Here is a 26548-nt window from a genome sequence, read left to right on the forward strand (position 1 = left end):
TCCTTTTTTCAGACTATGCATTGTATTCTAACACAGATCCATGATATATTTCTAATGTTCGACACCAATCGAACTTTAATGATTTCGTTATGAAACCCCTGCTGTCAGGCACGGGATTGACATCATACTACATTTTGCAAATGTTACACACCGTTTCTGAAATGTTGCGAAATACACATCACTTTAGGAGGTTTTTATGAACAACACCGCAACCGCATCATCAGGGGAACGGACCGGAATACAGGAAGGATTAATTGTAAGCTTGCTTGGCTTCACCGTTGTACTCGTTGTTATGAATACAATGATGTTTAATCTGGCCCTACCCAAAATTGCAGCCGAATTTATGCTTACATCCGTCGCTTCCTCATGGATTGTTACAGGGTATTCCATCGTATTTGCCATTTCCTCGATTACGTTCTCACGTCTATCGGATTTCATACCTATTCGTACATTATTCACGACCGGGCTTACGTTACTTGGTGCTGCATCGGTACTCGGGTTCTTCAGTAATCATTTCATCATTTTGCTCATTGCACGTCTGATCCAGGCTGCGGGTGCTGCATCGGTTCCGGGGCTTGCCATTGTGCTGATTACCCGGTACATTCCACATGATCGCCGGGGTAAATCGATGGCTGTCATCATGTCCGCGAGTTCACTTGGGCTTGGACTTGGTCCCGTCATTGGCGGAAGTATCACACAATTTCTGGGATGGCATGATCTGTTTATCGTTACGGGATTAACGTTATTCTTGATTCCTGTATTCTTCAAACTGCTTCCTCGGGAAACACCGCAAAAAGGTTCATTTGACCTGCTGGGTGCCGTGCTTCTTGCCATCGGTACTACCGGTGTGCTGTTATTCCTGACTTCCCGTCAGTGGTTCACGCTTGTTATCGGTGCTGCGGCACTGCTTCTGTTCTGGCTCCGAATTCGGCGCGCGGCAGATCCGTTTGTTCAACCTGCTTTATTCAAAGACAAAAAATATATGATGCTCAGCTCGCTGGGGATTGTATCGTACATTAATAACTTCTCAACGTTGTTCCTGTTACCTCAAATTTTGGCGCATCTATACGGACTGACACCTGCTCAATCCGGACTCGTCATCTTCCCCGGTGCAGTTGTGTCCATGCTGCTGTCCAACCGGATCGGCCGCATGATTGACCGACATGGCAATACGTTGCTGTTGAAATTTGCACCATGGTTGCTACTGGCCGCTGCCGGATTGTTCGCCTTATTTGCAGACAATAACATCTACGCCATTATGGCTGTGTATGTCCTGCTCAGCGTTGGCTTCTCTTCCCTAACCACCAGCGTGTCCAATGAATTGTCTGGCAATCTGACCATGGATCAGGTGGGCGCAGGTATGGGACTGTTCCAACTTAGTCAGTTCTTCAGCGGTGCTTTCAGCGTTGCTGTTACTGGTGTAGCATTAACGGCGATGCAGAACTTGCCACTCTCCTCGGCGTACACCAATATTTTCTGGGGTATGACCGTGGTCGCACTGGCATCCGTTATTTTCTCTCAGGTGTATCTAAGAATGCAGTCACGGAAAGTCACGAAAACAAGTAACCGGATTTAATATTATATTTAACCAAAAGAAGTCAGGAAGGGGCCCTCGGGTTCTGAACCTGGCTTTTTTTCTACCTATTTTCTATGCATGATACATGTGACAGCTGCCCTCTTCCATTAACACAAAAAAGCCCCAAGGATGCGTTCATCACGCTCCTCGGGGCTATTATTTTATGGTTGACCAACTTCTCTATTCTTCTAAACTGAGTATACTATTCAAACAGGTCCAAACGAAGACGTTTCAAACTTGTATGTTTGATGTACCACTGGCCGTCGATTTTGACAAAAGTTTCATGGTAGTGCCCAAATCCGTGGAAGGATTTGTTCTCATTGCCCTCTGGGAACGTTACCCAATCTTCCATTGGGGAGATGACCTTCGCTTCATTCTCGGATACAAATTCAACTTCGGCGCTATGTACATGATGCACGGTTACGGCAACATCCACCAGATCACGGAATACTTGTACGATCGTATCACGGCCTGTTAGTACCGGAATTGGATTGCCTTCTGTGCTGAAATCGGCCACGGCATCCGGAGCAAACACATCACCCAAGGTATCCCACTGTTTCGTATCAATATAGCGGCAATAACGTGCCTTGGTATTCCGAATGTTTTCCAGCGCGAGCAATTGTTCCAGTCCTGTGATCGTTGATTGGCTCATGTGTTGTCCCTCCAGAGATGTAAAATGTGATGTAAGATTAGGATCATGTATGTATGCATACTATACCTTCCTTATTGTACCATTCGCCTTCTATTAGGTACAATGATACAAAAAAATCTTTCCTTACCTCTCGCGAGGTTGGGGAAAGATCTGGATATACCTATGTGCCAGACGAGTTATTCCCATCAATTCAAGCCTCACTTTTATCCCCAAGCTACTGCTGTGCACTCCAACTCTTCATCTGGGAAGCAAGTTCTGACATTTTCTTATTGTTCAAAAAACTTTCCATCTCTTCTTCCGCCTGCACCATCACCTGCTGGATCAAGCAGCCTGCGTTATGATTCTGGGAACATTCGAACAGGGACGCCTGACCTTCAATCGCATGAATGATCTCCAGGAAAGAAGGATCGGGATTTTTACGACTAAGCCGATAACCACCATTGGCACCGGATGTGGATTCGATCATGCCCGCCTTAACCAATTTGGTCAATATTTTGGACAAATAGGTTGGTGATACCTTCTGCAATTCTGCAAGTTGGTGGACACTAACCAGCTGTTCGGGGGCAGTACTTACAAGATGAAGCATGGTATGCAAAGCATAATTTGTTGCTTTTGAATATTTCATGAGGGCACCTCATTATACACGGATTTAATTTATCCATAATAGACTTGATTGAGCTCTCTGTCAAACCACTATACCTAAAGCGCTGGCCACATCGAAAGGATACGGGTTAATTGTGATACAATCCGCGGTAATCCGTGGGTGTCATCCCCTCATGAGCCATGAACTGGCGATTAAAATAACTGGCATTGGGATACCCCGCTTCCTCCGCGATTTGTCCAATGTTGGCCGTAGGCCGTTCGAGTAACCATTGCTTCGCCATCTGTAGTCGTGAACGAGTGATAAACTCCATAGGTGTCATCTCTACAGCACTCTTGAACATTTTGCAAAAGTAATACGAACTCACACCTGCGAGATCCGCCCAGTCCTGTAACAGGAAAGGTTGACAGGCCTCTTGTTGCATCTGTGGAAGAAGTGCAAGAACCCGACTCTCCGCCTTACTTGTGGTACGTGTGCTCTTTAAAGGTACTGCATGCTGCACGAACTCGGCGAGTACGGCATAGGTCAGTGTGGATAGCTGAGCCGGACGCAGCATTGTGTTCTGTTCCGCTTCAGTGAGCAAGGCCAGATGAGCCTCTTCCCAAGAGCTGCGTTGCCGCAGTGTCCACAATAGATTGCGGTGTAACCCCCGCTCGATCATATAATCATGCAGACGTTCACCGTAAAAATGAACCCATCGTACATCCCATGGATCATCTTCACTACTATAATAATGCTGCCGCTGCTGCGGGAAATAGAGGAACGCCTGACCTGCGCGAAGCTCATGCACCACTCCGTCCACTTCCACATATCCCTTGCCCGAAGCGACGTAGTGAATATTAAAGTTGTTCAGTGCGCCAGCCTCACGCAACACGGAATGCTGGACGTGGTCCATATAATGTCCAACGGACTCGGGATAACAAAAATATGGAATATCCTGCAGGGTAAGCAATACGGTTTGTCTCATCATAGCCGGTTCTCCTTGATCAACAATATTGTGTTAACTAACTTCAATATATTATCATTTTAATTCGCTGGTCTATTCATTATAATCACAATATACATTTATACACAGGAGGATACAACACATGAATTCAGTTCAAAAATTACGTTGGGGCATTCTTGGTAGCGCTAGCATTGCTGTGGAATCCGTCATTCCTGGGTTGCAGCAATCCGAGTTGAATGAAGTAACCGCGATTGCCAGTCGAGACGAAGATAAAGCCAAACAGACGGCCGAACAACTAGGGATCGACAAGGCTTATGGCAGTTATGAAGCTTTGCTCGCTGATGATTCCATTGATGCCGTATATATCCCGCTTCCGAATCATCTGCATCGGGAATGGACGATCCGGGCTGCTGAAGCAGGCAAACATATTTTGTGCGAAAAACCATTGGCTCTGACAGAGCAGGAAGCTCAGGAGATGGTTCAAGCTTGTGCAGATGCAGGTGTGCATCTCGCGGAAGCATTCATGTACCGCCATCATCCACGTTATGAGCAGATCAGGGATATCATTGCCAGTGGTGAGATCGGTGAGATCCGTGGTATTCACAGCACATTTTCATTTAATAACTCCAATGCATCCGGCAATGTCCGCTTTCGGAAGGAGTGGGGTGGCGGTGCACTGTATGATATCGGATGTTATTCCATCAGTGTTGCTCGCCTGCTGCTAGGCCAAGAACCAAGCGCAGTTACCGTTATTGGCATGTTCTCCCCACAGCATGATCAGGTCGATATGATGGCTTCCGGACTGCTGGAATTCGATAATCACGTTGGTGTGACGTTTGACAGCAGCATGTGGGCAGCCTTCCGCAACACGCTCGAAGTTCTAGGTTCTGATGGCATCATTGAGGTACCATCGGCCTTTATCGGTCGTCAGGATCGCAGTTCCAACTTCTATGTAACGGCTGGCGGTGAACGCAAAGAGATTGAAGTTCCGCAAGTGAACCACTACTCTCTGCAGGGAGATGACATGGCACGTGCCGTACTTCAGGGCAAGGATCTGCGCTTCGCCCCTTCCGATGCAGTAGCTAATATGAAAGTGCTGGAAGCTTGCCTTCGTTCAGCGGAAGAACGTACACGAATTACACTATAATTGAGAGGATGAACTGACTTATGGAATATATCGAAATTGCTGGTGCAGGTAAACGTGTCTCCCGATTGATTAAAGGAACCGATTATTTCGTGCATAATGCCTACGATAAAGCAGCTACGAACATGGATGCTTTTCTGTCGATTGGCGGTAACACTGTAGATACAGCACATATTTATTGTGGTGGACAGAGTGAAGAAGTCCTTGGTCGTTATATGAAAGAACGCGGTAACCGTGACCAGATCGTCATTCTCACCAAAGGCGCGCATCATGACCAGAATGGGCCACGCGTGAACGCTGATGCCATCCGCAGTGACTTGATGGAAAGTCTGGAGCGTCTTCAGACAGATCATGTAGAGATGTATGCCTTGCACCGGGATGACCCAAATATGCCTGTCAGTGTTATTCTTGAAGCATTAAACGAACATATTGATTCCGGCAAAATCGGCGCAATTGGCGCCTCCAACTGGACCTGGCAGCGCCTTGAGGAAGCCAATGCGTACGCTGCGGCAAATGGCTTGAAGGGCTTCACATTCAGCAGTCCGAACCTCAGTCTCGCCAAAGCAAACGAACCTTTCTGGGCAGGCTGTGTGTCGGCAGATGCAGAGACACTGGCATGGCATGAGCAAACCAAGCTGCCATTGCTATCCTGGTCCTCCCAAGCGCGCGGTTTCTTCACGGGAAGATTCACACCTGAAGTTCGCGATAACGAAGATCTGGTGCGTGTATTCTACAGTGATGGCAACTGGGAACGGTTACGCCGGGCTGAACAATTGGCTAATTCGAAGAAAACATCACCCATTCAGATCGCACTCGCTTATGTATTGAATCAGGCGTTCCCAACCTGTGCCTTGATCGGTGCCCAGAATCAGGCGGAACTGCTCTCCTGTGACGAAGGGTCCCGCATCATGCTGACTCCTGCTGAAATCGCATGGCTGGATCTGGGAAGTGATGTACCTGCTGGCATCTAAAGAGAGCTAGTCATTCTATCATTTAATAATAATGACTCTAAAGGGCTGATTATCCGCGATAGCGCGGGTAATCAGCTTTTTATGCTGTGTAAAAGCGATACATTATTGTAAAGCCTATTGCACAATTACCGTAGCATTGTTCTCTTTCCCTCACTCGGTTGGAGACAAATATAGAAGGACTTACCCCAGAACAGATCTCTGAAGGTAAGTCCCTTATATCATGGATTAAGACATATAGAATGTTAGAAATTGCACTGTCATTCGTATGGATTACAGTTTAACGATCTGACCTGTTTTCTCGGATTCGAATGCTGCCAGGATCACTTGCAGGGAACGTAAGCCCTCTTCCCCGGAAATCGCTGGAGGTGTTTGCGTTACAATTGACTCTACAAATGCGTCAATTACACCACTCGGCACTTGTTTCTCGTTGGTAGCCATGGCACCAACTTTGTACGTCTCAACTGTACCATTGGTCAGTTCAACGATCACTTCATCGCCTTCCACTGTTCCGATCTTCATAACACCATTCTCGCACCACAGAACTGTACTGTTGTCTCCAGCTCTGTATTGTGTCCAGCTTGCTACTAGCGTTCCGATCGCTCCGCTCTTCATACGCAGCAAACAAGTTGCGTTATCGTCAACTTTAGTACCTTCCTTGTGCAGTGTGCTGATAAAACCAGCCACTTCAGATACTTCATCATTCAGCAAGTAACGAATGAAGTCGGATTTGTGCACGCCCAGGTCGCCCATGGCGCCCATAATAGCTTCTTCTTTACGGAAGAACCAACTATCCGCTCCGTCCACACTCCATCCTTCTGGACCCGGGTGACCAAATGATGTACGGAAATTAAGAACTTTACCGAGTTTGCCGGAGTCGAGAATCTCTTTTGCTTTTACGTGTGGAGGCATCAGACGCTGGTTGTGTCCAACCATCAGATACACGCCATTTTTCTTGGCAGCTTCGATCATTTGCTCGCCTTCTTCAGTGGATACTGCCATTGGTTTCTCAACCAATACATGCTTGCCTGCATTGGCAGCAGCAATCGCCATTGGCGCATGCAGATAGTTTGGTGTACACACACTAACGGCATCCACCGTTTCGTTTGCAAGCAATTCTTCGTAACTGGAGTACGCTTTACCTCCGTAAGTCTCGGCCATCTTCTCCGCACGCTCCACAATCGGATCGGCAAAAGCGACAAGTTCTACGTTCTCATTGGCAGCGTACTCTGGAATATGTCTGCGCTCGGCAATGGCTCCACAGCCGAATACAGCAACTTTAATTTTACTCATGTATATAAGTCTCCTTTGACAAATAAAATTCAGCATTTTTCATAATTCGATTCAATTCGCTCTTTGGATTATGCAAAATGTTAGATTAAAATTGGCTCAAATAGTTCTGTTTCAACCAGTTGTAGCTGTTGGATACGCTCTCAAGCGGAGGGTTCTGACATACGTCTTGTTCCACGATCAGCCATTCCACGCCTGCATTCGTAGCCCCTTCAATAACAGCTGGCAGGTCAACCGAACCTTGTCCCAATTCCAGTGTTTTCATCTGGCCCTGTTCGTCTTTGCTGAAGTCCTTCAGATGAAGCAGCGGCAAGCGACCCGCATATTTATTAATATACTCGATCGGATTTTGTCCCGCAAATTGTACCCAACATACGTCCATTTCCACTTTTACCGCTTCCGGTGATGTTTGAGCGAACATGGCATCAAAAGCATTGGCATCGCCAACCTGGCCATGGAATTCAAAGTCATGGTTATGGTATCCAAAGATCAACCCTTGTTTCGCTGCTTCAGCCCCATATTGTTGTAACTCAGCGAATAGCTTGGTCCAGCCTTCTGCATTCTCAGGACGATCCTCAGGCATCAGGTAAGGACAAATGATATATTGTGCACCAATCGTTTTCAGGTAATCGATTTGTTTTTGCAAGTCTTCACGCATCGCATGTAGTGAAACGTGGCTGCTGAATCCTTTCAGTCCAAGTTCATCTAGTAGCGCTTTCATTTCCTCAGCTGGAATATCACCATATCCGGCAAACTCCACACCTTCATATCCAAGGGCCGCTACCTTACGCAACGTACCACGAAAATCTGCTGCAGTTTCATCACGGAGTGTAAACAATTGCAAACCAATATTAAGTTTTTTCATGTAGGATACACCTCTGTTCTCAAATTTGCTTTCATTGCTCTATCTGGTATCATCCTAACGCAAAACAGGCTAGAATGAACATATACAATATAGTCAGAACATGAACTATCTGGTCAAATTTTATTTCCATCATTTTGCATCTATTGAATGTACCCATTTGATTGCATGCAGGATGTACATATTGGGGGATTTTATCTTTGGATACGTTAGAGACATCTGTACTGATCTGTGACTACTCATACCACTATAAAGCGTTCACACATAATATGAGGGGCGAGCTGCAAACCTATCTGTTCCGTCTACAGACAGAAGGTTCGTGCAAAGTGTATGTACAGGATGAAGAATTCAGGATGACTAGCGGGGATTTACTGCTCTTAAAGCCTGGTGACGACTACCATCTCGTTGTAGATGAACCACATAAGGAAGGACGCTTGTCTAGTGGAGACTATTATCTGTTCTGCGAGGGCAGCTGGATCGAGAACTGGTGGAAACGGCAGCAACGATCTACCGTGAGCCGGATTGGACTTGATGATAAGCTCATCAGCCTATGGAGAAATATGTTGCTTGAGAAACGTCGGGGACCTCTTGAGGAAAATGCGGAGCTAAAGGATGCGTTACTGCGCGGATTATGTCTATATATTGACCGGGCAATTAAAGAGAATATTCAGACCGATCGAGCAGTTTCCTCTGCGCTGAAGTTAAAACGTTATATTGAGGAGCATGCCACGGTTACGTTCAAGCTTGAGGAAGCGGCACGTTATGCCGGACTCAGCCTGTCGCGTGCAGTCCGTTTATTCAAGGAGCACTACAATCAGACCATGATTCAATACGCAATTGAGATCCGTCTGAATGCAGCGTTAGAACGCATGAAATACAGCGAAATGACACTGGAGCATATTGCGGAATCCTGTGGTTTTGCGAGCTACTCCTATTTCCACCGGGTATTCCGGGCGCACTTCGGTGTGTCTCCGGCGGAGTATCTCAAATCCAGACAGCATGAGCCTATTGATGATCTAGAGCATGTATGATGTTCAGTATCAGAAACCCATGACCTTAAAGAGGTTCATGGTCTTCATACATACCCATTAAATTCACATCTATCATATAATGGAGCGATACATATGCTAACCCACCAGCGCAAAGTCCTCATCATCGAGGATGAATCAGATATTTCGCGCATTCTGCGAGATTATTTAACCAAAAATCAATATGAAGCCGCCGTGGCAGCCACTGGACAAGATGGACTTCAGATTATGGAGCTTATTCAACCAGACTACATCATTCTGGATATTATGCTTCCGGACATGGACGGGATCGAGGTCTGTCGAGAGATCCGAAGGCGCAATAATATCCCCATCCTCATTCTAAGTGCCAGAGGCAGTGATACCGACAAGGTACTTGGACTTGGCTTTGGAGCAGACGACTATATGACCAAGCCCTTCTCGCTGAGCGAACTGTTAGCACGGATTAATGCCCACTTCAGGCGTTATGACAGCATGACTTCCGTTGGAGATAGAACAAATCTACTGCATCTTGGAAACCTGGTAATTGATAAAAAAGCCTATAAAGTTACATTAAACGGATCGGAAGTTTCTCTGTCTGCCAAGGAATTTGAACTACTTCATTACTTGGCAAGCCACAAGAATCAGGTATTCTCCAAAGCCCAGTTGCTCGACGCCATCTGGGGATATGCAACCTATGGCGATGAAAATACCGTAACCGTATACATTCGTAGACTGCGTGAAAAAATTGAGGCAGATGCCTCGCATCCGACCGTTCTGAAGACGGTATGGGGTGTCGGTTACAAATTCAATTACGAATAAGTGAGATTGGAGGCACCCACATGTCATTGAACAGGTGGTCCAAACGCTGGTTGTTAACAACACTTGGGCTTCTCATTATTATCGTTTCAAGTATCCTTGCACTGTCGATGATGCTGTTACAAGATCGAAATTCAGGCGAATCCAATCTGTCCCTGAATCAGGTTCGACTCAAGGTCAATCCGATCTTACTCGCTTTGGAGCAAAATCATCAGCATCTTAATGAACAAAATATTCGTGAAGTCATACGTTCCACCGCCAGAGAGACCGGGGTTCTACTTACCTATCTAAACTTGGATGGAAAAATCATTCTGTCCTCCGACCCCACCTCTGAAGGGACGCAAGTTAATCTGCGTTCAGCTCTCCATTATGATCTGCATCATGCCACGCAGGCCGCGGACGGTAACGATACGCTTGATATTGCGTTTCCCGTGATGGACGGACCGATGGGAAGTCAGATCGGCAATGCCATCTTTTCCATCCCCCAAGCGATGGTTACGATTCAGCAACCGATGACTTTTCCGGTTATATTGATTAGCGCACTCATGCTCCTGTCACTGATTCTGAGCTTATTTCTATTCTGGATGAAACGAAAACTGGACAAACACCTGCTCTCTCCCATCCATCAATTGAAGCAACATGCGGAATCCATGCTTAAAGGCAATTATGAAGAAAAAATCCAGTACAACCGGAACGATGAATTGCTCGAAGTATATGCCATGTTTGATCTAATGCGCACGGAGATTAAACATATGAGCGAGCAGCGTATTCAGCAGGAACAAGCACAAAAAGAACTCATCACCAATATATCTCATGATATTAAAACACCAATTACCACGATAAAAGCATACATAGAAGCTATTGAGGAAGGACTATGCAACGATCAGGAGACGCTGATGAAATATATGGGAGTCATGCGGACCCATACGGATAAAACGGCACGCCTTGTGGAGGATCTGCTGGTTCATGCACTTCAGGAATTGGGGCAAATTTCGGTGGAAACCCGTGAAATGTACAGTGGGCCTATACTGGAGACGATGTTGAAACCTATTGAACATGTTGTCCTAACAAAGGGGCTTATCTATAAAGGACCCAACTACATCCCCAATGTGTTAATCGCTATCGACCCCACTCGAATTGAACAGGTGATCTCCAATCTTGCCGCCAATGCCCTCAAGCATACAGCTCCAGGAGACACGATACGTATAGATTTGGAACTGGAATCCGGGCACTTGAAAGTGACGATTGCCGATTCGGGTCAGGGAATACGTGTACAGGACATGCCATTTGTTTTTCAGCGTTACTTCAGAGGCCATACGAGTCATGCAGAACAACATGTTCAGGAAGGTACAGGGCTGGGCCTTTCCATCTGCCAAAGCATTATTGAAGCACATGGAGGTCATATTTCCTTTACTAGTAAAGAAGGACAAGGTACTACCTTCCGGTTCTATCTGCCGATCTGCTGAGCCCACACTCCACAGCTGTAATACTTTATTCATAATTTGATAAGGCTTCCTCAACATCCCTCCTCTAGAATGAATCCTATACTGCACTTGGGAGTGATTCGACTTGTCCAAAAAAGTGATTATCCGTGCACAGAATCTGTGCAAAACGTACAACAGCGGAAGTGAACAATATCATGCCATCCGTAATGTTGATCTCGATATCTATGAAGGAGAATTCACGGTCATCATGGGTAACTCTGGCTCTGGCAAATCAACCCTCCTATACCTGCTAAGCGGACTGGATCAGATCACAGCAGGTGAGGTCTATTTTCATGACCAGCGGATTGACGCTTACAGTGAACGGGAAATGTCCAACTTCCGCACCCGCCGGATCGGTTATATCTATCAGAGCATCAATCTGGTCCCGGACCTTTCCATCAAAGAAAACATTGCTTTACCGGGATATATTGCAGGAAACAAAAAGAAGGACATCCTATCCCGCGTTGCTGAGCTGATGAATGCCATGGATATTGATGGACAACGTAACCGTCTCCCCTCCCAAACTTCCGGAGGACAGCAGCAACGAGCTGCGATTGCACGGGCTTTGATCAACTCACCGGATATCATTTTTGCGGATGAACCGACCGGAAGCTTAAATATGGAACATGGCACAGCTGTTCTCGATATCCTTACAGATATCCATCGAAAAGGACAGTCGGTAGTTATGGTTACGCATGATATTAAGGCTGCCTGTCGGGCAGATCGCCTGATCTATATTCAAGACGGCAAGATTGGCGGAATCCTTGAGTTCGATACCTATGACGAACATCAAATTCAAGATCGTGAAGCGATTATCTTCGCTTTGGTTACGGGGAAGGAATAACGATGGCAGTCATGTTTAAACTTAGCTTGTCGTATCTGGGTAGGAACAAAATACAAAATGCGCTGATTGCGCTGCTCCTGCTACTCTCGACACTTCTTGTATCTACAGCTATTGTCATTCTGGCGAACACAGGCAATCAGTTTCATGAAATGCATATCCGCACCCATGGGTCTCATCAGATTCTGACTTTTGAGAAAGGGCTGAATGACCCGGAGACGGTGCACGATTGGTGGGCTTCCCAGGATGACGTTCAGGTGTCCCCGTTACTATCGTATCGTTCATTGTCAGGCATCATCTTGAATGAAACTCACATCCCTAACATCTACCTGTACATGTTTAATACACCTCCGCCGCCATGGGGTGTGGATGAACTTATTTTTTCAAGTGGAACACCCAGTACGACTCCCGAACCGGGCTCCGTCTGGATTCCAACGTCCATGGCAAATGCCTATCATATTTCGTTAGATGATACCATTGGCTTCAAAACCGGCTCAAGCACACTCGAATTGAATGTGTCGGGTATTGTCATCGACGTACCGTACGGAGCACCCTTCTCCAATACTGCACGGGTCTGGATGAATTCTGCTGATTATCAACGTGATTTCACCGCACTCGCTGGCAACGAGAATTACATGATCGGTATTCATTTCAACGATTACAGTATGAATTCATTGTATTGGGAACGGTACAATCGCGAGACAGGTACTCCGTTTCTGGAATCCAAAATGGAGTTCGAAGCGATCTCCTCTTTTTATCTGATTATTAACAAGGTTATTGGCTTCATTATGATTTTCATGGGCGTTGTCATGCTCTCCATCGCTTTGATGACCATCGGGTTCACAATTTCGGATGCCATACTGGCCAATTACAGAACGATAGGTATTCTCAAATCACTCGGGCTAACTGCCCGGAGAACAATAGGTACCTATGTTATTCAATATGCGATGCTCTCCATTGCTGCCATTATCCCCGGAATTGCACTTAGCGTATGGATCTCCAGGTGGATCATTAATATATCCGTGTCCTCTCTTCGAGTGGACCATCAGAACATTCCAGTCCAAGGATTGGACGCTGCCATTATGGCTGGTGTGCTTCTATTTGCTATAGTGATTCTGTCCGTTGTGTTATATGCCAAAAAAGCACGCAGCATACAGCCTGTGCAGGCCATTCGTTATGGTATGTCGGAGACAGATAATAGCCGGATGGCGGGCAAAATGAATTCACCCTGGGCACGATGGATCGGGTTCACACGACTGCCTGTGACTATGGCCCTTGGACTTCGACATTTGTTCAAAAACACCAAAAGTTCTATTCTAACCCTCCTGCTGACTACGATGGCATCCTCTGTATTGGTTCTAGGGTATGTTCTGCTGACCAGCATAACCGGAATCTATCAGACCGCAGCCCATTGGGGGTATGATAATGCCAACATCGCAGCAGTCGTGGTGAACAAAAGTACCTTCCCCCAGGCTGAGCTGAAACACGTGTTAGAACAGGATTCAAGGATCAGCAATGTGGGCTGGCAAGGGAACACAACGGGTGTCATTAGCCCGGAGTCTTCTAAGGGAGTGCAAGACCCATTCATCAGTCTCAACTTGAGTGTACTGGACGGAAAATATCAGGAACTTGGGTTCACAACGTTGAGAGGCGATAACCCTCGCCATGTGAATGAGATTGCCATTGGTGTAAGTATAGCCCAAACATCCAATAAGGATCTTGGTGATCTCATCGACATCTATATTGAAGGAGAAAAGAGGACATTCCTCATCACAGGAATCTATCAGGCGATCGCCAACATGTCTGTTTCAGGCCGAATCACGATCGATGCCATGAGAAGTGTGAACCCGGCTTATGGTGAATTCGATGCCATTTTCATCAATGTGAAGGATATTACACAGGCGGATCTGATTGCCGGGGAATTGAACGAACAATTTAAAGATTTTGCATCCGTAGTCACCCAGAAGACATTGCTTGATTCAGTATACGCGGAAGCTGCCAATATCCTGATCTATCCCATGAGTCTGATTGGATTGCTGTTCATCGCTGTGACGTTCATCATTATTTTCAGCACCTGTCGGATCAATATCCGCAAAGAGAGCAGAAACTACGGAATATACAAATCACTGGGAATGACATCCCGCCAGATCCGATTCTCGGTCACGATGGGAATGATCGTGCTGTCCTCCATCGGAGCGATACTGGGTATGCTCGTCGGCGTATATGTACTGCCTCTTCTGCTCGAACTGGTCCTTTCCGGTTATGGTATCGTCGAGCTTCCGCTGATCCTGAATTGGGGTGGAATGATACTGTTCGCCTGTCTAAGTATCATTGCAGCGGGTCTTGGTTCATGGTTCTCTTCGCGAATTATTCGTGAGGCATCGCCACGTATGTTGGTTATCGAATAAGGTAGTCAGGATTCTATAACGCAATAACAGCCCTTCCATGCCTTTATAAAAGGTGGAAGGGCTGTTATTGATATATGATTTAACTCCGCCATTTCTTCGCAAGTTCACCAATCTGATGTGGCGTAGTTCGGCAGCAGCCGCCAATAATTTTTGCGCCCGCAGCAACCCACTGCTCCGAAGCATCACTCATACTGCCACATGTCCCCTGTCCACTCCACGTCTTCGTTGCTGCATCATATACTTCTCCCGAGTTCGGATACACAATCACAGGTTTATCGCTGGTACGGCTCAAAATACCCACTGCGTCCGTCACCACTTCCATCGGAGCACAATTCAGGCCAATCGCCGCAACCTGCGGCTCGGAGCCAAACGTCTGTGCACATACCTCAAGCGGTGTGCCTTCGCTGATGCTTGTCCCGTCTTTTAAAGAAAAAGATAACCAGGCATACGCATGAGGAAACTCCTTCAGTAAATCAACCAGCACCTGTGCTTCCTGCAAGGAAGGAATCGTCTCAAACGCCAGAATATCAGCACCCGCTTCAATCAGCGCCGCCATACGCGGACGGTGAAATGCGGCAAGCGTCTCATCCGACACGCCGTAATGACCCACATACTCTGAACCGTCCGCCAGATAAGCGCCGTACGGACCTACGGACCCGGCAATAATTGGACGTAGACGAAGACAATTTCCTTCGCGATCCCCTGTACGATCTGTTATATACTCCTCATTCTCCACCGTCTCAGCACGTACCGAAGAAGCTTCTACAAGCTGACTTGTCGAGCTTTCTCTCCCTACTAGTCTACTCTGCACTTCTGCCCACACGTCATCTCTCGCCTGTGCAGCCAGTTCCACCGTCTTGCGGATCAGCTCCAGTGCTGCCTGTTCATCGATCCCTCTCTTGCGGAAACCATCCACCGTCGCCTGATAACTGGATGTAATCGCACAGTCGGCTCCTGCTCGAAAATAATCTGCATGGACCTGAACGATAACATCCGGATTCTCAAGTAACACACGAGCAGACCATAGTGGATCATCGAGATCACATCCATGCTGTTCGAGTTCCGTTGCCAGCGCTCCATCCAGAATCATGACCGGATGTTCACGCAGGATCTGTTCTAAGGGGTTAGTCTGTTGTGCTTGCGTCATGTACTTGTCCTCTTTTCTTATTCACACGTTCTGTCAGATAATAAGCAGCGTAACACACTGCAATAAACGGAACCCCACAATATAGCGCAATTCGCTGTGTCGGGTCAAAGGCAATACCTATGCATGAAGCCAGGCATAATATAAATGAAACAATTGGTACCACCGGATATAGTGGTGTGCGGTAGACCAGATCTTTGACCGCATGTCCTTCCCGGATATATTGTCTGCGGAACATGTATTGGGAGACACTGATACTCATCCATACCGCAACGACAGCCAGACCTGAAATGGAAACCAGTGTAATATACACGGTACCTGGCGCAATGATGCTGGACAGCAAGGCCAACGCACCACCCACCATACTAATCAGAAGTGCATTCAGCGGTACCCCGCTTTTGGTCAATTTGGCAAACCACGGAGAGATCGTTTTTTTGTCAGCCAGAGACCAGAGCATCCGTGAAGATGCATATAGGCCCGAATTGGCAGCAGAGAGAATCGCCGTCAGAATAACAAAGTTCATAATGTCTGCTGCATAGGGTACACCCACCCGCTCCATTACCGCTACAAACGGACTTTCCAGTACACTGGCATCCGACATGGGCAACAAGGCCGACAAGATAATAATCGTTCCGATGAAGAAAATAACCAAACGCCACAGCGTTGTATGAATAGCTTTCGGTATCGTCTTTTCCGGGTTCTCCGTCTCACCCGCGGCAATGCCGATTAACTCGGTGCCTGAGAAGGCAAAGTTTACAGCAAGCATGGTCATCAATATGGCTGTAGCCCCATGAGGGAACCACCCGGATGCGGTAATATTCGATAGAAATGGAGCCGGTTCAGAATCCGCCATGGGAATGAACCCAAACATGGCTGCGCCACCGATAATAATGAAGATTACGATAGTCACTACTTTTACAGATGAGAACCAGAACTCGGATTCCGCAAATAATTTCACCGTTAATGCATTAAACAGAAAGATCATCAGTGCAAAGAGCGCACTCCATATCCATACGTTCACCGATGGGAACCAGCGCTGCATCAGCAATCCAGCGGCTGTGAATTCGGAGCCAAGCGCAACAGTCCAGGTTAACCAGTATAACCAAGCCACCGTGTAGCCTGTTGCCGGTCCGATATATTTGGCTGCATAACTATGAAATGCTCCCGTCTCTGGCATATGAACAGACAGTTCACCAAGGCAGAGCATCACCAGATATACAACGATGGCTCCGATTAGATAGGACAGAATGGTTCCCAGTGGTCCCGCCTGCTGAATGGTGTAACCTGAGCTGAGGAATAATCCCGTTCCAATGACTCCTCCGAGAGAGAGCATGACCACATGCCGTGCTTGCATTTTCCGCTGAAAATGCCCTTTGTCGTTGTTGTTTTCCATACCAGCTGCTCCCCTACTTCTTCATCCAGAAAAAACAAAAAAGACCCACTCTGCCTAAAGAGTGCGCCGTTACTGACAAATAAAAACAAACGCTCCTATCTATCAGGCTTTCACCCGCTGGAATTAGCACAGTATCCTTCAGATCTGTTGCTGAGGTTTCTAAGGGCCAGTCCCTCCACCTCTCTGGATAAGAAAATGATTTTTTACTAATATAGCGATCTATCATGAATGTGTCAACATTTAAATAATAAATGGCACACCTCGCTATTCCGTGGAAGACCCCGGATTGGTGATGGTGGTCTTTACCTCATACGTGATCGGCACGGTGCTAAAAATTTTATCCCAATCGTCTTTGACTTTTTTCCATGTTTTAGGTTCTTTAATACGCAAGCTATCCCGAAAATCCGCAACATCTACTTTATAGGTATGCTGCAGTTTGTATAACACCTGTCGAATCTGTTGTTCAGCCAGTTCAGCAAATTCTTTTTCCAATTCTCTGAGATAAGCACCTTTTTCCTCTTCCTCTGGAGCACGCCAATCCTCCATCAACCAGCCTTCGGATTCAGTCTTCACATGGAATGAAATATCATCGCCAACCACTTTTGGAATTATTTTTGTTTTTTTCTTCTTCATTTCATATACAACAGTGAATCCCGCTTTATTGTATGTCTTCAAGATGCCTCCTTTTTCTTTAGGTCTGATCCACGACAGCCCTTCTAGATCCGTTTGGCTGAGTTCCCCGATGAATTTGGTCGTTTTCCCATCAAAGATACTGGCACCGGAGAACTTGTCCTCTCCATTGAAGTTCAGTACATTCTGGAGCAAAAAGCTGGAACCGGATTGCATTTGTGCATCTAGTTTGGAGAGTAAAACGGGGTCCAGGATTTTATTGGACAAGTACGAATTACCGGTAATACCTGTAAGATAAAATGCTGGAATCCGGGAAGGATCATCTGAAGTCAGTACATCAGCAGCGCGATGATGGCTAATCAGCACCAGACAGTTAGGACGAATATCGTTATCCCGAAGTACAAAATCCAGCAGCTGGTCCAGACCATACTTTTTGGCGATATCCTTGGACACAACGATAACCTTCAGATGATGCCCGATGAGCGGATGATCTCGCCTTAGTGCAAACTGACGAAAGATTTGCAGCAAGGAATCTCCGGTAAGCTGTTCATTGGAGTAGGACGTTTTACCAGAAGCAGGTGACCCGGATTGTTGGCTCTTCTGACTGCTGGAGTTACCGGGAGCAATCTGTACCGTGGCTGTCACATTGTTCTGCTTGGAATACGTTCCTCCCTGATTAGCGATGTTTTTCTCAAATTCCGTCTCTTTGCCAATATCGATCCCAAGACCAACGTATACACTTAGATCCTCTATCTCCCGACTGCTCCAACATCCGGATATCGTTAAGAGTATGCATAATACAGTGGCTAAGCGTAACAACATACGGAATGTAATCATGCATGCTTGCCTCCTTTTTTACGAATCAGACTTAACAACAGTAGTACCAGAGGTAAAATGGCAAACAACCATACGGACACGTTACCCAGCATATCTCCTAGCTCGAAGGTATCATCCACGGTCTTGGGCATCATTGCTATCAGATAGATGAACGGAAGCAGACCGTACATAATACCTTTGATTTTTTTGGAACGGAACAAATCACGAATACCCACCGACGCGCAGTAATGTGTGATCGCTGTAGTCGAGAAAATTTGCATAATCCAGATGACCAGCAATAAGGATTCGAATCTTTCGAATATTAAACCTTGTATCTCAAAGCTTCTTACCAAATCCAGCGTTGGCCAGGTTCGCGTTTTGATCCCGTCAAGGGATAAACTGCCTATGACCATGACAACCGTGATCAAGTAGATAATGGTGGATATGAATATCCCCCAGCTCATTGCTTTATTGCTTTTCTTCGGATTTTTCATATAGGCAGTCATGACTAACATCACCTCATAGCCCGTATAAGACAATAGTGATGGTTTTAGCCCTTTGAAAACGGGCATAACCCCATCACCGAGAACGGGTCTCAGATTGCCTATCTCGAATAACTGATTACTGAGCAAAATTTCAATTACAAATATAATGATCGTAATCGGCAGAATAATCTCGAACACGCGTACAATGACACCAAGCCCACCCGAGATCATATATATACCGATCCACATGAAGACCATAACAATTGCCCAGGTGGGGGTGCGTTCGAGTAGATACATTCCTGTCACATCAGCCATGACTCTTACTTCAAAAGCTGCAATGACCGTGAAATACATAATCATAGCAAATCCCAGTATGTAAGCAATCCAGTTCCCCGTAATTTCACGGGTGAACTGGAACACGGTTTCCCCCGGAAATCTGCGACACAGGGTAACCATAATTATTCCAATACCTGTAATAATCAGTCCAGACAGTATAATGGAAATCCAGACATCTGGTGTTCCTACAGCCTTGCTAGTTGTTCGAGGTAACGTCAATATCCCGGCACCAAGCATGTAATTGACAATAATTACAACGGCCTGTGTCGTGGTTAGCTTTCCTTGGGAGCCATTCACTTTAGTTCACCTCCAGACCTTCTGTGAGTTAGCTTATTTTTTTCGGTCCTGATCTATCGGATTTGTCATTTTGGGACGCATTCTCATCATATTTAGCGGTGCACGGATAACGAAGTCCTTCCATTCATTGATGTGATAAGGAACCGCTGGTGCCACATAAGGTACGCCAAAGCTTGAGAGTCGTGCCAGATGCGTACACACAAGCAGAAAGAACATAACCACGCCAAACAATCCGAGTACGGCTGCGCTGAACATAGCGGCAAATCGGAGAATCCGTAGTGTTAATCCCGCACTATAGACTGGAATCGTAAAGGAAGAAATGGCCGTAACCGCTACGACAATGACCAGAAATTGGCTTATAATTCCCGCCTGCACTGCTGCTTGGCCAATAATCAGACCTCCTACGATACCCATCGCTGGCGCAATTGGTTTAGGCAGCCGTATCCCTGCCTCCCTCAGAATTTCAATCGAAAGTTCCATGATCAGTACTTCAATGATCGAAGGAAACGGCACGCCTGTCCGCGTTTCAATAATCGTCAGTACCAGCTTCGTTGGAATAAGACCCGGATGGAAGGAGATAAACGAGATATAGAGCGCAGGAGCAAGCAATGCCAGCATCGCGGCCATAAAACGCAGCACTCGCAAAAATGTTCCGGGAATCCAGCGTTCATAATAGTCCTCGGGTGACTGAAGCAACATGCTAAAGGTCACCGGTACAATTAATACAAATGGCGTTCCATCCAGCAAAATTGCCACTCGGCCTTCCAGAAGGGCACCCATTACCCGGTCAGGTCTTTCTGTATTCAGTACCTGCTGAAAAGGACTCAGCGTATTATCTTCGATGAGTTGTTCCACATAACCTGATTCCAGCATCGAATCCATATCCATCTCTTCAATTCGCTTGCATACTTCAGCCACGAGTTTGGGATCGGCAATATCCTGAATATAGGCTATCGCCAAATCTTTTTTGATCCGTGAACCCACTTCATACTTCTTAATAAACAGGCTCTGATCACTTCCATAACGACGCAAAATGCCTGTATTATCGCTTAATTGCTCTGTAAAACCAATACGAGGTCCACGGAGCAATCCCTCTGACAACGGTTCATTTACACCACGTGTTTTGATCTTATGAGCTCCAATTAATAGAGCTCCCGGCAATCCATCGACCAACAGTGCATTCTTGCCAAAAAGCACGCCAACTGAGACCTTTTGAAGGGACTGGGTCTCCTCAATCAAACTGACAGGTAGTAGCTGATCTTGCAGGTAGGCCGATAGTAAATGTGCATTATCCGGATGGAGGAAACCTTCCTGCTTAAGTAAAGGGACACCTTCTAACATCAACGGTGTTATCAAGTGATCATCAATTAAGTCCTGATCTACCAGACCTTCGGTATATACAACGGCTGCCCGTGTATTCGTTCCCCTAATCGTAAATTCCCGAATATGCACGTCAGCATTTTGACCAAAGCTTTCTCTTACACTGGTCAGATCCGTATTGTACTTGCCGGTTAATTTAATATTCGCATATTGGCCTGTTTCGGTCCCTTCACCCTGCCCTTTAGCTGCTGGGGAGATATCCTTCGAGGATACGGACGATTGCTTCGAACGAGAGAAGCTTCCGCGCTTAATGGCAGCATTGATCCAGCGCGCGCTCAAGGTAATACCAATTGGAATGATGAAGACCAAGAATGCCTGGATCCATATGGACCAATCCGGCACGTAGGATACAATTGTTGACCACATGTTCCCACCCCAACATTTCTCTGCATGACAAAGCTGCAGGTATTCCCAAGTATTGTGTCCCCGTTTGATCACAATAATTCCCGTTTTTTTGTGTACAGAACAGCAAAAAAAAAGCGGTTCCTTTATTAGGAACCACTATTTGCTCTATATTATACGATTCTGGTCACATGCTCCGCTTTGGCATCCAACAAGTGAGCTGATGCAGCAATTGCTGTAAAATCATTCAGTGCAATCTCAATCTGCTTCTGGCTCTGCTCCACATATTCTTCTACCTTTTTGGTACCACCTGTGATATTACCAATCTCCTTCGTTATTCCGGTAACGCTATCACGAATCTCATTAATCGAACTCTCCACCATTGCGGATAGTTTCTTAACTTCCTTGGCCACGATATCGAATCCTCGTCCAAATTCTCCTGCATGTGCAGCCTCAATGGCAGCATTCAACGCGAGCAGTTGCGTCTGAGACGAAATCTCGCGTATCGTTCGTACCACGCCTTGAATTGATCCGGCTTGTTCCTGCAAATGAGTCAACGTTGCACGGTTAGAAGTCGACACCTCAGAGATATAGGAGATACTTGACATTAATTCCTGGCTCCGTTCAATGCCTACATCTGCCTGCCCATTCAGTTCATGGGACATCGTTTTCAGCTCATTCACTACGACCGAAATGTTGTTCTGACGGTTGGTAATGTTGGTGGCGATTTTGGAGACACCAAGTATCTTCTGATTCGTCTCATCGTACACCGGCATATATGTCGCCTCAAGCCATACGGAATTCCCCTTTGCATCCTTTCGTTCAACCTTGTCCTGGAAGCTGACACCATTAAATATGCTATTCCAAAAAGCATCATAGTCCGGGGTATTTGCAAATTGACCAAAGCATAGTTGCTGATGCTTCATGCCATACATCTCATCTACCGTATATCCCATCGTTTGGGCAAAGACTTCATTCACGTAGGTTACCCGGCGATCCAGATTGAATCGAATGATAGCAAGATTTTTCTCCATCGCCTTGATGACCATTGCATCGGTGACAACATCTTTCTTTTCCATATCTAATATAGACACTTGATAACCCCCACAGTTCATTCCATAATAGACAGCCTTTAACTAGCAAAAACGATCATAACAACGTATGTATCCATCAGGTTCTAGATGGCTCTACTATTGATACCCGATTTGCAGCATTTTGGATCATCTGTTGTCATTTATTTTTTTAAGAAAATCTTTGTTTCAATGCTTCTTCAATATCCTGGATAAAAGGCATCCGTCAACATACTTTCGGTGCATGTTCATCATCCAGAAAAGAGAGGTTATAGCTTATCTTATCCGTAAAATATCTCTGTATCTACTTGTACGTATCGTAACATAGGGCAAAGAGGTATACACTTCTGTATTTGTAACGTATTTGTAACATAATTTCTGTTTTTTAGTGGCCGTTTAGCCCCTATATACAAGAAAAACAGAACGATTTGTCGTGCATCGTCCTGTTTCTTATCCAGTCTCATCGTTATTTTTTTTTTCGTGGTGTCCAGCGCTTCGCTTCACTATGATTCGGATACTGGATGCCCGCAGGGTAGGAGATCAGCTCGATCAGCATCCCCCAAGGTGCTCTTCCATACACAAACTGATTGCCTTCCCCGCCTTCAATATGACCGGACAACGCCCCAGGCTCTGTTAGCAACACCCCGCCCGCTTCTTTGAAGTGTCGTGCAGCTTCTTGCATATCGTCCACATACAACGCCATATGCTGCAATCCGTAATCCGATGCCCTAACTGGCTCCGATTGTGCTGTATTCGTGTACTGAAATAGCTCTATACTGGCGCTCTCCCCAAGAGATAACATCCGAATATGAATAACCTTTGCTCCTGAACGCAGTCCTAATTTAAGCTCTGCCTCAGGTCCTTCCTGTGGGGGATCATCCGGCGTTATATGGTCATAGGCAAGTTGAGCTCCAAACGCCTGTTGTAGAAATAGTGTCGCCTGCGCCATATTCGGTACAGTTATTCCAATATGGTCGATTCCTCTCGTAATCATAGTATCCCTTCTTTCCTTTATCCACTGAACTTGCTTGTACACAGCGACATCCATACCTATATGATTTACACGAAAAGAGTTCTGATGTAACCATCGATTGCTCGAACAACCTTGTATAGAACCGAAAAAAGAAGAGCGCATGATATCCATGGCTCTTCTTTCTTTGATGTTTTTAAGTTAGTTACAGGTTTACATACCGAGTGCTTAACTGGTGGCCTGAACTCATTTTAAAAATCATGCACAGTTACACATAACTGAATCGCAATGCCAAATGGGTCCCGTACAATGCCATAACCTGGGCTGAATTCATTTTGCTCGTAAGGTACCAGTACCTTCACGCCCTCATGTTGCATCAGAGAATGATACAGTTGATCGATTGTATCTTTATCCTTCGATTGAATACATAGTGACGTGCTGTTCCCCAGCTGCCATGCTCTCTCCGTGTCCATTGCTTCTTCCGCAATCATGACTTTGTTAACCCCAATCTCCAGCACCGAATGTGTAATATACTCATCTTGACCGGCAGGGTACTCAAAACCCGGGTTCATCTCCTTCATCTCTTTATAACTTTTCTTGAATATCACCTTGGCGCCCAGAAACTCCTCATAAAAAGCAATGGCTGCTGCCGCATCACCGTTCATCGACAAAAATGGTATCACTTCAAAATTCATTATATTGCCTCCTTGTTCCTATTGGATTACACTTATCACTATAACAACAAAAGGTGCCAATCCATGGCACCATTAAGAGGGTTTGATATGAAAAAATCAGAACGTATGAACCAGATGCTGCGCTTTATTAATCAAAAACAACAGTTCACTCTGCAAGATCTCATGCAGGAGTTCCAGATCTCCAAACGAACCGCTTTAAGAGATATCGCTTCATTGGAAGAGTTAGGTGCGCCCATCTATGTCGAATATGGACGCTATGGCGGATATCGACTGCTGCAACAGATGCAGCTGCCTCCCATTTCGTTTAATACGGGGGAGCTTCATGCCCTTTATTTTGCGATGCAGGCTCTCCGCAGCTTCTCCAACTTACCTTTTCAAGTCTCTTTCCGTACCATTCATGAGAAATTTATGAGCGCGTTATCCGACAAGCAACGACAGGATATTGAGAACATCCAGCACCGGGTTTACTTCCAACATACCGAGCAGATCCGCGACAGTGCACATTTGGAGTTTCTGTTGATGGCTGCTGTGCAGAATATAGTGATCCAGATTACGTACGCTAATCAGCGTAGATCCTCTGATCAAAGGTCATCTTCTGCAAACACCAATATCCGCACCATTCAACCCATCGCGCTCTATGCCAGGAAAGGCTATTGGTATTGCCAGGCCTATGATCTGCATAAACAAGCGTATCGTGTATTCCGCTGCGACCGTATCGTTTCAGCCGAAACAACGGAGATTGAGCCTTTAACTCATGTAAAGGAACTCTATTCACAGGATGCCCAATCTTTATGGAAACCATCGGAACAAGCAATTCCATTTAAATGCCTGATTGATGAAGCCGGGATGGAGCTATTCCAGCAAGAACATTTCCCATCTATGCAGATCATCGAGCAGATGGGACACATGTATCTTGTCGGTTCGTATGAACCTCACGAGCTTGATTTCATAGTGAGATATCTTGCGGGCTATGGTAAATCGATTAAGATTATGGAGCCCGTCATCTTACAGAAAGCATTAAGGCAGTACTATCTGGACTTGTTGGATCATGTATAAAGATCATATTTCTATATCCATTTTACTTCACATGCCTTTTAGCTCTGCTCCCGGCTAACTTTTAACATTTTTTTATTACCAATAGCCAATTGAACGATAATCTGCAACACGATGATGATAGCCAAGCCATAAAATGCTTGCACGAAGCTGCCTGTTAGATCGCGGAGCCAACCAATCGCCAGCGGCCCAAGTGCTCCAAGAATGTAGCCACCAGATTGAGTCATCGCGGACCAGCTACTCGCTTCCTGAGCATTTTTTGTCTCATCAATTGGCAACATGAGTGCAATCGGGAACAGTCCACCTGCACCAATACCGAGCGGGATCGCTGCGAACCACGGACTGACAGAGAGATTCAGCATCAGGACACCTGTTAATTCCAACATCGCACATCCAACAAGCCAGAAGACACGTCTTTGGTATCGGTGTACAAGCATGGGAATGAATAACGTTGAGGGCAGTGATATCAATGTAAATAACGTTTGGATGTTGCCAGCAGTCTCTTGGCTATATCCATGGCTTTGAATGGCTGGCGCAAGCCAGGCGGTTAATGAATAGAAGATCGCGGCCATCAGTCCGAAGAACAGTGTCAGCACCCATGCACGCCTGTTCTTCACCGGAAGTGGTGCATGAATGACAGCCGAGGTTTGTCCGGATTGTCGCTCTGTACGCGCAGACCAAGCTAATTTTAACCAGATCGGCAATGCAATGGCAGCGAGTAATGCCCATGTAGCCAAAGAACCTCTCCAAGATCCCCCCAACGTATGCTGAAGCGGAACCGATAATCCCACACTAATGCTGGCCCCCATCACCATTGCTGTAGAGTAGATGCCGACCATGGCTGCCACTCGGTTAGGGAAATACTGCTTAATGAAGCTGGACAACAGCGGCCCTGCCAATGCAATCCCTACACCTGACAGAAAAGAAGTGAACATCATCAACGGAGTTGCGCCTACGAACAATCGTAATCCCGTACCTATCCCAATAAAGATTAAAGCCAGCACAATGGCACCTTCGTTCCCCCACCTTCTACTTAGTCTTACAGAGAATGGAGCGAATATGCCCATACATAATACCGGTAGTGTAGTTAACAGACTGGCGGTCATGCCGCTCAAACCCAGATCATTCTGTAAGGTACTCATCAGAGGTGAAATGGAAGTAATCGGTGGTCTTAAGTTCAGTGAAGCCAGAATAAGCGCCAATACAATATAAAAAAATTTCATTATGGATCACCTCATGGTAGTAGTATCGTTGCCTTCACCAAAGATCCCATTTGTTAATGACAAGATCTTCGGGTGGTGCACGAATTAAGTATAGGATCATTAGAATGATTGAACAATAC

General features: G+C 46.0%; 23 protein-coding genes and 1 riboswitch. Of the genes, 9 read left to right on the forward strand and 14 right to left on the reverse strand.

The window, feature by feature from the left end; genetic code table 11:
- Nucleotides 1-196 precede the first annotated feature (196 nt).
- On the forward strand, nt 197-1576 hold the full coding sequence (locus ACETMN_RS29115) for an MFS transporter (RefSeq protein WP_411735462.1): 1380 nt from the start codon (nt 197-199) through the stop codon (nt 1574-1576).
- A gap of 202 nt (nt 1577-1778) precedes the next feature.
- Here ACETMN_RS29115 and ACETMN_RS29120 read toward each other — a convergent pair whose 3' ends face one another.
- The 3 genes from ACETMN_RS29120 to ACETMN_RS29130 all read right to left on the reverse strand — a co-directional run bounded on the left by ACETMN_RS29120 (nt 1779) and on the right by ACETMN_RS29130 (nt 3799).
- A complete protein-coding gene (locus ACETMN_RS29120; protein WP_074096526.1) occupies nt 1779-2228 on the reverse strand; it encodes a nuclear transport factor 2 family protein in 450 nt (149 codons plus the stop codon).
- 214 nt (nt 2229-2442) lie between these two features.
- Nucleotides 2443-2853 carry an RrF2 family transcriptional regulator gene (locus ACETMN_RS29125; protein ID WP_091019160.1) on the reverse strand — a complete coding sequence of 137 codons (411 nt, stop codon included), beginning with the start codon at nt 2851-2853 and terminating at the stop codon, nt 2443-2445.
- Between the two features lie 106 nt (nt 2854-2959).
- Nucleotides 2960-3799: an AraC family transcriptional regulator gene (locus tag ACETMN_RS29130; RefSeq protein WP_091019159.1), complete on the reverse strand. Its 840-nt coding sequence runs from the start codon at nt 3797-3799 to the stop codon at nt 2960-2962.
- Between the two features lie 118 nt (nt 3800-3917).
- Here ACETMN_RS29130 and ACETMN_RS29135 point away from each other — a divergent pair, with 118 nt between their 5' ends.
- Both ACETMN_RS29135 and ACETMN_RS29140 read left to right on the forward strand, forming a co-directional pair.
- Nucleotides 3918-4922 (forward strand): Gfo/Idh/MocA family protein, encoded by a 1005-nt coding sequence (locus ACETMN_RS29135; protein ID WP_091019157.1) that lies wholly within the window; start codon nt 3918-3920, stop codon nt 4920-4922.
- A 20-nt stretch (nt 4923-4942) separates the two neighbouring features.
- Nucleotides 4943-5890: an aldo/keto reductase gene (locus ACETMN_RS29140; RefSeq protein ID WP_105601956.1), complete on the forward strand. Its 948-nt coding sequence runs from the start codon at nt 4943-4945 to the stop codon at nt 5888-5890.
- A 270-nt stretch (nt 5891-6160) separates the two neighbouring features.
- Here ACETMN_RS29140 and ACETMN_RS29145 read toward each other — a convergent pair whose 3' ends face one another.
- Together ACETMN_RS29145 and ACETMN_RS29150 are read right to left on the reverse strand one after the other, a co-directional pair.
- A complete protein-coding gene (locus tag ACETMN_RS29145) occupies nt 6161-7180 on the reverse strand; it encodes a Gfo/Idh/MocA family protein (RefSeq protein ID WP_091019154.1) in 1020 nt (339 codons plus the stop codon).
- 85 nt (nt 7181-7265) lie between these two features.
- Nucleotides 7266-8042, reverse strand: a complete 777-nt coding sequence (locus ACETMN_RS29150) for a sugar phosphate isomerase/epimerase family protein (protein WP_105601958.1) — start codon at nt 8040-8042, stop codon at nt 7266-7268.
- Between the two features lie 197 nt (nt 8043-8239).
- Here ACETMN_RS29150 and ACETMN_RS29155 point away from each other — a divergent pair, with 197 nt between their 5' ends.
- The 5 genes from ACETMN_RS29155 to ACETMN_RS29175 all read left to right on the forward strand — a co-directional run bounded on the left by ACETMN_RS29155 (nt 8240) and on the right by ACETMN_RS29175 (nt 14595).
- Nucleotides 8240-9070, forward strand: coding sequence for an AraC family transcriptional regulator (locus ACETMN_RS29155; protein ID WP_411735463.1), 831 nt, complete (start codon nt 8240-8242; stop codon nt 9068-9070).
- A gap of 93 nt (nt 9071-9163) precedes the next feature.
- Nucleotides 9164-9865 (forward strand): response regulator transcription factor, encoded by a 702-nt coding sequence (locus tag ACETMN_RS29160; RefSeq protein ID WP_210110081.1) that lies wholly within the window; start codon nt 9164-9166, stop codon nt 9863-9865.
- A gap of 20 nt (nt 9866-9885) precedes the next feature.
- A complete protein-coding gene (locus tag ACETMN_RS29165; RefSeq protein WP_411735464.1) occupies nt 9886-11328 on the forward strand; it encodes a sensor histidine kinase in 1443 nt (480 codons plus the stop codon).
- Nucleotides 11329-11431: 103 nt separating this feature from the next.
- Entirely contained in the window at nt 11432-12190 is a 759-nt protein-coding gene (locus ACETMN_RS29170; RefSeq protein ID WP_411735465.1) for an ABC transporter ATP-binding protein, read from the forward strand.
- 2 nt (nt 12191-12192) lie between these two features.
- Nucleotides 12193-14595 carry an ABC transporter permease gene (locus ACETMN_RS29175; RefSeq protein ID WP_411735466.1) on the forward strand — a complete coding sequence of 801 codons (2403 nt, stop codon included), beginning with the start codon at nt 12193-12195 and terminating at the stop codon, nt 14593-14595.
- 79 nt (nt 14596-14674) lie between these two features.
- Here the strand turns inward: ACETMN_RS29175 and mmuM are convergent, their stop codons facing one another.
- The 8 genes from mmuM to ACETMN_RS29215 form a co-directional block, all read right to left on the reverse strand.
- On the reverse strand, nt 14675-15742 hold the full coding sequence (gene mmuM, locus ACETMN_RS29180) for a homocysteine S-methyltransferase (RefSeq protein WP_411735467.1): 1068 nt from the start codon (nt 15740-15742) through the stop codon (nt 14675-14677).
- On the reverse strand, nt 15720-17132 hold the full coding sequence (gene mmuP, locus ACETMN_RS29185) for an S-methylmethionine permease (RefSeq protein WP_149846818.1): 1413 nt from the start codon (nt 17130-17132) through the stop codon (nt 15720-15722). Before mmuP ends, mmuM begins: the two co-directional genes overlap by 23 nt.
- 92 nt (nt 17133-17224) lie before the next feature.
- Nucleotides 17225-17326: riboswitch (SAM riboswitch) on the reverse strand.
- A gap of 70 nt (nt 17327-17396) precedes the next feature.
- Nucleotides 17397-18599, reverse strand: a complete 1203-nt coding sequence (locus ACETMN_RS29190) for a Ger(x)C family spore germination protein (RefSeq protein ID WP_149846819.1) — start codon at nt 18597-18599, stop codon at nt 17397-17399.
- Nucleotides 18596-19696 carry a GerAB/ArcD/ProY family transporter gene (locus ACETMN_RS29195; protein WP_091019132.1) on the reverse strand — a complete coding sequence of 367 codons (1101 nt, stop codon included), beginning with the start codon at nt 19694-19696 and terminating at the stop codon, nt 18596-18598. Before ACETMN_RS29195 ends, ACETMN_RS29190 begins: the two co-directional genes overlap by 4 nt.
- Nucleotides 19697-19729: 33 nt before the next feature.
- Nucleotides 19730-21442, reverse strand: coding sequence for a spore germination protein (locus ACETMN_RS29200; protein ID WP_210110075.1), 1713 nt, complete (start codon nt 21440-21442; stop codon nt 19730-19732).
- Between the two features lie 149 nt (nt 21443-21591).
- Nucleotides 21592-22497 carry a PAS domain-containing methyl-accepting chemotaxis protein gene (locus tag ACETMN_RS29205; RefSeq protein WP_181155606.1) on the reverse strand — a complete coding sequence of 302 codons (906 nt, stop codon included), beginning with the start codon at nt 22495-22497 and terminating at the stop codon, nt 21592-21594.
- Nucleotides 22498-22954: 457 nt separating this feature from the next.
- Nucleotides 22955-23482, reverse strand: coding sequence for a VOC family protein (locus ACETMN_RS29210; protein WP_411735468.1), 528 nt, complete (start codon nt 23480-23482; stop codon nt 22955-22957).
- Nucleotides 23483-23709: 227 nt separating this feature from the next.
- Nucleotides 23710-24153: a VOC family protein gene (locus tag ACETMN_RS29215; RefSeq protein WP_076253518.1), complete on the reverse strand. Its 444-nt coding sequence runs from the start codon at nt 24151-24153 to the stop codon at nt 23710-23712.
- An 87-nt stretch (nt 24154-24240) separates the two neighbouring features.
- Here ACETMN_RS29215 and ACETMN_RS29220 point away from each other — a divergent pair, with 87 nt between their 5' ends.
- Nucleotides 24241-25209, forward strand: a complete 969-nt coding sequence (locus tag ACETMN_RS29220) for a helix-turn-helix transcriptional regulator (RefSeq protein ID WP_411735469.1) — start codon at nt 24241-24243, stop codon at nt 25207-25209.
- Between the two features lie 38 nt (nt 25210-25247).
- Here the strand turns inward: ACETMN_RS29220 and ACETMN_RS29225 are convergent, their stop codons facing one another.
- Nucleotides 25248-26429, reverse strand: a complete 1182-nt coding sequence (locus ACETMN_RS29225) for a CynX/NimT family MFS transporter (RefSeq protein WP_411735470.1) — start codon at nt 26427-26429, stop codon at nt 25248-25250.
- Between the last annotated feature and the right edge of the window lie 119 nt (nt 26430-26548).

Source organism: Paenibacillus sp. M2, assembly GCF_046713495.1.
GTDB classification, from domain to species: Bacteria; Bacillota; Bacilli; order Paenibacillales; family Paenibacillaceae; genus Paenibacillus; species Paenibacillus amylolyticus_B.

What these genes read in the sequence shown, in the direction of transcription:
- ACETMN_RS29115 (WP_411735462.1), top strand. Translation starts at nt 197, where the DNA reads ATGAACAACACCGCAACCGCATCATCAGGGGAACGGACCGGAATACAG.
- ACETMN_RS29120 (WP_074096526.1), bottom strand. Translation starts at nt 2,228, where the DNA reads ATGAGCCAATCAACGATCACAGGACTGGAACAATTGCTCGCGCTGGAA.
- ACETMN_RS29125 (WP_091019160.1), bottom strand. Translation starts at nt 2,853, where the DNA reads ATGAAATATTCAAAAGCAACAAATTATGCTTTGCATACCATGCTTCAT.
- ACETMN_RS29130 (WP_091019159.1), bottom strand. Translation starts at nt 3,799, where the DNA reads ATGATGAGACAAACCGTATTGCTTACCCTGCAGGATATTCCATATTTT.
- ACETMN_RS29135 (WP_091019157.1), top strand. Translation starts at nt 3,918, where the DNA reads ATGAATTCAGTTCAAAAATTACGTTGGGGCATTCTTGGTAGCGCTAGC.
- ACETMN_RS29140 (WP_105601956.1), top strand. Translation starts at nt 4,943, where the DNA reads ATGGAATATATCGAAATTGCTGGTGCAGGTAAACGTGTCTCCCGATTG.
- ACETMN_RS29145 (WP_091019154.1), bottom strand. Translation starts at nt 7,180, where the DNA reads ATGAGTAAAATTAAAGTTGCTGTATTCGGCTGTGGAGCCATTGCCGAG.
- ACETMN_RS29150 (WP_105601958.1), bottom strand. Translation starts at nt 8,042, where the DNA reads ATGAAAAAACTTAATATTGGTTTGCAATTGTTTACACTCCGTGATGAA.
- ACETMN_RS29160 (WP_210110081.1), top strand. Translation starts at nt 9,164, where the DNA reads ATGCTAACCCACCAGCGCAAAGTCCTCATCATCGAGGATGAATCAGAT.
- ACETMN_RS29165 (WP_411735464.1), top strand. Translation starts at nt 9,886, where the DNA reads ATGTCATTGAACAGGTGGTCCAAACGCTGGTTGTTAACAACACTTGGG.
- ACETMN_RS29175 (WP_411735466.1), top strand. Translation starts at nt 12,193, where the DNA reads ATGGCAGTCATGTTTAAACTTAGCTTGTCGTATCTGGGTAGGAACAAA.
- mmuM (WP_411735467.1), bottom strand. Translation starts at nt 15,742, where the DNA reads ATGACGCAAGCACAACAGACTAACCCCTTAGAACAGATCCTGCGTGAA.
- mmuP (WP_149846818.1), bottom strand. Translation starts at nt 17,132, where the DNA reads ATGGAAAACAACAACGACAAAGGGCATTTTCAGCGGAAAATGCAAGCA.
- ACETMN_RS29190 (WP_149846819.1), bottom strand. Translation starts at nt 18,599, where the DNA reads ATGATTACATTCCGTATGTTGTTACGCTTAGCCACTGTATTATGCATA.
- ACETMN_RS29200 (WP_210110075.1), bottom strand. Translation starts at nt 21,442, where the DNA reads ATGTGGTCAACAATTGTATCCTACGTGCCGGATTGGTCCATATGGATC.
- ACETMN_RS29205 (WP_181155606.1), bottom strand. Translation starts at nt 22,497, where the DNA reads ATGGAAAAGAAAGATGTTGTCACCGATGCAATGGTCATCAAGGCGATG.
- ACETMN_RS29210 (WP_411735468.1), bottom strand. Translation starts at nt 23,482, where the DNA reads ATGATTACGAGAGGAATCGACCATATTGGAATAACTGTACCGAATATG.
- ACETMN_RS29215 (WP_076253518.1), bottom strand. Translation starts at nt 24,153, where the DNA reads ATGAATTTTGAAGTGATACCATTTTTGTCGATGAACGGTGATGCGGCA.
- ACETMN_RS29220 (WP_411735469.1), top strand. Translation starts at nt 24,241, where the DNA reads ATGAAAAAATCAGAACGTATGAACCAGATGCTGCGCTTTATTAATCAA.
- ACETMN_RS29225 (WP_411735470.1), bottom strand. Translation starts at nt 26,429, where the DNA reads ATGAAATTTTTTTATATTGTATTGGCGCTTATTCTGGCTTCACTGAAC.